Annotated in this window: 4 protein-coding genes and 1 pseudogene; 3 read left to right on the top strand and 2 right to left on the bottom strand. The window is 72.3% G+C overall.

Annotated features, from left to right (window positions below):
* Nucleotides 1-351 (top strand): annotated as a pseudogene (locus G6020_RS09230) (hypothetical protein); the annotation flags it as partial.
* Between the two features lie 8 nt (nt 352-359).
* Nucleotides 360-1,676, top strand: coding sequence for an AarF/ABC1/UbiB kinase family protein (locus tag G6020_RS09235; protein ID WP_179524805.1), 1,317 nt, complete (start codon nt 360-362; stop codon nt 1,674-1,676).
* A 21-nt stretch (nt 1,677-1,697) separates the two neighbouring features.
* Here G6020_RS09235 and G6020_RS09240 read toward each other — a convergent pair whose 3' ends face one another.
* Nucleotides 1,698-3,818 (bottom strand): ATP-dependent DNA helicase UvrD2, encoded by a 2,121-nt coding sequence (locus tag G6020_RS09240; protein WP_338404176.1) that lies wholly within the window; start codon nt 3,816-3,818, stop codon nt 1,698-1,700.
* A gap of 85 nt (nt 3,819-3,903) precedes the next feature.
* Between G6020_RS09240 and G6020_RS09245 the strand changes: the two genes are divergently transcribed.
* Nucleotides 3,904-4,176, top strand: a complete 273-nt coding sequence (locus G6020_RS09245) for a mycoredoxin (RefSeq protein ID WP_179524804.1) — start codon at nt 3,904-3,906, stop codon at nt 4,174-4,176.
* Here the strand turns inward: G6020_RS09245 and nudC are convergent.
* The coding region (gene nudC / locus G6020_RS09250) for an NAD(+) diphosphatase (protein WP_182610412.1) at nt 4,173-4,967 on the bottom strand (795 nt) is incomplete at its 5' end. The genes G6020_RS09245 and nudC overlap by 4 nt on opposite strands.

Consider the following 4,967-nt stretch of genomic DNA (forward strand, 5'->3'; position numbering starts at 1 on the left):
CACGTGTACGCCCGCGACGGCCGGGTGGTGGTGGGGCCCACCGTGATCCCCGGGGCGAGTCCGTGTCTGCGGTGCGTGGACCTGTTCCGCGCCGGACGTGACCCGCGGTGGCCGTTCGTCGCCGCCCAGCTCGTCGGCCGATCCCCCTCGGCCGGAGTGCCCGCGCTCACGGCGGCAGCCGCCCTGGTCCTCGCCGAGGTCTCCGCCAGCCGTGAGGCCGACCGCCCCCTCCAGACCATCGGGGCGTCCGTCGAGATCAATCCCGCCGAGGGGCTGTGGACGAGGCTCGAGTGGCCGGCCTCCGATCGCTGTACCTGCGGCGCGGCGACATATCGGCATCCTCTGTCATGATTGGAGGCGTGGCCGATCTCCCCCGCACCTCATCCCGCCGAGCAGCGCGCCTCGCAGGCCTGCCCCTGGGAATCGCCGGACGAGCCGCCGGGTCGCTGGGACGTCGAGCTCTGGGCAGGGGCGAGGGCGTACTGACCGAGGAGCTGGCCGACCAGGCGGCCGAACAGGTCTTCGCCGTGCTCGGAGAGCTCAAGGGCGGGGCGATGAAGGTGGGTCAGGCTCTCAGCGTGTTCGAGGCCGGGATGCCCGACAAGTACGCGGGCCCGTTCCGCGAGGCGCTCACCAAGCTCCAGGCCGAGGCGCCGCCGCTGCCCCCCGCCGAGGTCGAGCAGGTCCTCGACACCCAACTCGGCCTGCGGTGGCGGGAGCGGTTCGCCGAGTTCAACACCTCCGCGGCCGCCGCGGCCTCGATCGGGCAGGTGCACCGCGCGGTCTGGTCGGACGGTCGGGAGGTGGCGGTGAAGATCCAGTACCCCGGGGCCGACGAGGCGTTGCGGTCGGACCTCCGTCAGCTCCGACGTCTCTCCCCGCTCCTGCGGCCCCTCAACCCCGGCACTGACGTCAAAGGGGTCATCGACGAGTTGTACGACAGCGCCGTGGCCGAACTGGACTACCGGGGGGAGGCCGACACGCAGCGGGTGTTCGCCGCCGCGTTCCGCGACGACCCGCTGATCCGCGTCCCCGCCGTGCTCGCCTCCGCCCCGAAGGTCCTGGTCACCGAGTGGGCCGAGGGTCGCACGCTCGGCCGGATCGCCGCCAGCGGGACCCAGGAGGAGCGCGACCGGGCCGGTGGACTGCTGGCGGAGTTCCAGTTCTGTTCCCCCGCCCGCGCGCGGATGATGCACGGCGACCCGCACCCCGGCAACTTCCTCCTCGCGGACGACGGTCGGATGGTGGTGCTGGACTTCGGGGCGTCACTCCCGCTACCGGACGGCATGCCCGCGGTCCTCACCTCGATGATGCGGCTCGCGCTGGCCGGGGAGTCCGAGGAGCTGCTCGCCCTCATGACGCGCTCCGGGTACGTGGGCCGGGGCGGGTTGGACCCCGCGGACGCGATGGCCTTCCTCGGGCCCTTCATCGAGCCGATGCGCAAGCCCGAGTTCCACTTCGACCGCAAGTGGATGCAGGGGATCATGGCGGTGTACGGGGACGTCTCCGGCCGTGAGTTCCGGACCTCGCGGTCCTTCACGCTTCCCCGCGAGTACGTCCTCATCCACCGGGTGCTCTCGGCCTCGGTGGGCATGCTGTGCCAGCTCGAGGCGACCGCCCCGTACCGGCAGATCGTCCATCGCTGGATGCCGGAGATCTTCCCCGACGAGGAGTGAGCCACTCCGGACCGGCCGGGATCAGCCCTCCCTGACCAGGCGGAGGACATCGTCCCCGTACTCGCCGAGCTTGTGCGCCCCGATCCCGCCGATGCGCCCGAGCGCTCGGGTGTCCGCGGGACGCTCGCGGGCGATCTGCACGAGAGTGTCGTTGGTGAACACCGTGTACGCGGGTTTGCCGATGCGTTCCGACGTCTCCCTGCGCCAGTCGCGCAGCCGCTCGAACAACCCGGTGTCGACCTCCACCGAGCAGTCGGGGCACGATCCCAGCGCCCGGTGCATCGGCCCGGTGAGCCGCTCCCCGCATCCGCGACAACGCCCCTTGTCCGGGGAGTCGGACGTCTGGCGGCTTCCCCCGGGCGCCGGTGCCGGGCGGACCGGGTCGAGGAAGCGGCTGGGACGGCGTGTGGCGCGGCCCCCGGCCCGTCGGCTGCGGCTCCACGAGACGGACAGGTGCTCCCGTGCCCGGGTGACCCCCACGTACAGCAGTCGCCGCTCCTCCTCGATGGCGTCCGGCCCGGCCTTGATCGCGTGACTGATGGGCAGGCTGCCCTCGTGCACCCCGAGGAGGAACACCGCATCCCATTCGAGCCCCTTGGCGGCGTGGAACGACGCCAGGGTCACCCCGCGCTGGTCAGGGGCGTGCCTCGCGGCGGCGCGGGCTCTCAGACCGGCGACCACCGGGAGTAGTCCGGGGCGGTCCTCGGTGGTGGCGATCTCCTCCACGAGGCCCATCAGCGCGGTCAGCGACTCCCACTTCTCCCGGGCCTGGGCGCCCGACGGCTCGGCGGCCGTGAGACCCAACGGTTCCAGTGACGCCCGGATCACCCGGGCGACGTCGGTGGGGTCGGTGAGCGCGGAGTGCTCCTCCGTGACCGCCTCGTCGGTGCCGTCGACCAGTCTGTCGATCGCCGACATCGCGCGCCTGATCACCGTCCGGTCGAAGAAGCCCTCCCCACCCTTGAGCCGATAACCGATCCCCACCTCGTCCAGCGCGGCCTCGATTCGCTCCGACTGCGCGTTGACGCGGTAGAGGACCGCGACCTCCGAGGGGTCGAGCCCACCGTGGACCAGATCGGCGATCGCCCCGGCGACCGCCTCCGCCTCCGCGTCCTCGTCCGGGTACTCGGTGAGGACGGGGTCGGGCCCCGCCGGACGCATTCCACGGAGGGTGAGACCGGCTGATCGGAACCGCCCCGCGCCGGCCCCGATCACCGCGTTGGCCAGGTCGACCACCTGCGGGGTGGACCGGTAGTCCGACTCCAGGCGGACGACGGTCGCCTCCGGGTAGCGCTCGGCGAATCCGAGCAGATAGTCCGGATCGGCCCCGGCGAAGGAGTAGATGGTCTGGTTGACGTCGCCCACCACGGTGAGGTCGTCGCGCCGACCGAGCCAGGCCGACAGCAGGCGCTGCTGGGCGGGGGTGACGTCCTGGAACTCGTCCACCACGAAGCACCGGTAGCGGTCCCGGAACTCCTCCGCGATCGCCGGGACCTCCTCCACCAGTTCCGCCATGTGTCCCAGCAGATCGTCGAAGTCGAGCATGCGGACCGGGCCCGACACCTTGAGATCCTCGTACGCCCGGAACGCCCGCGCCACCTCCGGGGCGGGGGCCGGGAGGTCACGACTGAGTGCGACCGCCCGCTCGGCGTACGTGTCGGGGGTGAGCAGACTGGACTTGGCCCAGCCGATCTCGGTGAGGACGTCCCGGATCGTCTCCGTCGAGGGATCCAGCCCCACCCGGCGGACCGCCTGCGCGACCGCCCGGAACTGTCCGTCGAGCAGCTGCCAGGGTTCCTCGCCGTAGACCCGCGGCCAGAAGTAGGAGAGGTTGCGCAGGGCCGCCGAGTGGAAGGTCCGCGCCTGGACCGGCCCCGTCCCCGCGTCCGCCACGCCCAGCCCGGCGAGCCGCATGCGCAGTTCCCCTGCCGCGCGGGCGGTGAACGTGACGGCCAGGACCTGGTCCCCACGGACGTGTCCGGTGGTCACCAGGTGGGCGATGCGCCGGGTGATGGTGCGCGTCTTGCCGGTCCCCGCGCCCGCGAGGATGCAGACGGGTCCGCGGGGCGCCAGGACTGCCCGCCGCTGCTGGGGGTCCAGTCCGTCGAGGGCCGAGTCCCGGTCACGCCGCACGTCATCCACGCCACCATGGTGGCATCCGGCCCCGACACATCGCCGTGGGCCTCCCCCGGGATGATTCCCCGGTCTCCGAGCGTTGGACCCCGTCATGAGCGATCTCACGAACGATGCCGAGGCCCTGACCCTCTACACCACCACGTGGTGCCCCTTCTGTACCCGGCTCAAGAAGCTGCTGGACGAGAAGGAGATCGGTTACACGGAGATCGACGTGGACGCCGACGCCGAGGCCGCGGCGTTCGTCGAGAGCGTCAACGGCGGCAACCGTGTCGTCCCGACGGCGCTGTACTCGGACGGCACCACCGCCACCAACCCCCCGGCCTCCCAGGTGAGGGCCAAGCTCGCCGAGCTCGCGGACGCCTAACGGTCCACCGCGGCGACCCACGACCGGAGCATCACGTGGGCGATCGATACCGGTGGGGCCACCATGAGGTCGCCCCGGCCGTCGAGCGCGGCGCGGACCTCGTCGACGTCGAACCAGGCGGCCTCACTGATCTCCTCGTCCTCGAGCACGATCGGCGCGTCCGGGTCCCCGACCGCGTGGAAACCCACCATCAGTGAGCGGGGGAACGGCCAGGGTTGGCTGCCGAGGTAGCGGACCCGGTCGACCTCCACGCCGACCTCCTCCTTCACCTCGCGCCGGACACAACCCTCCAGGGACTCCCCCGCCTCCACGAATCCGGCGACGTGGGAGTACATCCCGGCCGGCCAGACCGGTTGACGTGCCAGGAGCACCCGGCGCCCACCGTCGTGGACCAGGCAGATCACGGCCGGGTCCGTGCGTGGGTACTCGGGTCCTCCGTGGAACGGGTCCTCGATGGCCCAGCCCGCGTCCACGCGGCGCGGATGGTGCTGCGGTTCCCGGCCCCGCACGGTGTCCCGGTGCCAGCCGAGCAGGGCGAGGGCCTGCGAGGCCAGTGAGCCGTCGCCCTCGACCAGGTCCGCTCCGGTCACCCGGAGTGACGCCACCGCCGGGTCATCGGGCAGCTCCTCCACGGGCAGGGCCCAGATGTGGCGCCCCTCGTCCGTACGCCCGAGGAACACCGCGGTCTCCGGCAGCTCCTCGGCGTGGTCCGACGCGGGTTCCAACCGGATGCGTCGACGGCCCCCGGCCGCCGGGTCCGTGGCGAACCGGTTGCGGCGGTCGACCCGCAG

The sequence above is a fragment of the Dietzia sp. B19 genome, assembly GCF_014145155.1.
Classification (GTDB): Bacteria; Actinomycetota; Actinomycetes; order Mycobacteriales; family Mycobacteriaceae; genus Dietzia; species Dietzia natronolimnaea.

Excerpts from the sequence above, each read along its gene's own strand:
- G6020_RS09245 (WP_179524804.1), top strand. The coding sequence starts at position 3,904 with ATGAGCGATCTCACGAACGATGCCGAGGCCCTGACCCTCTACACCACC.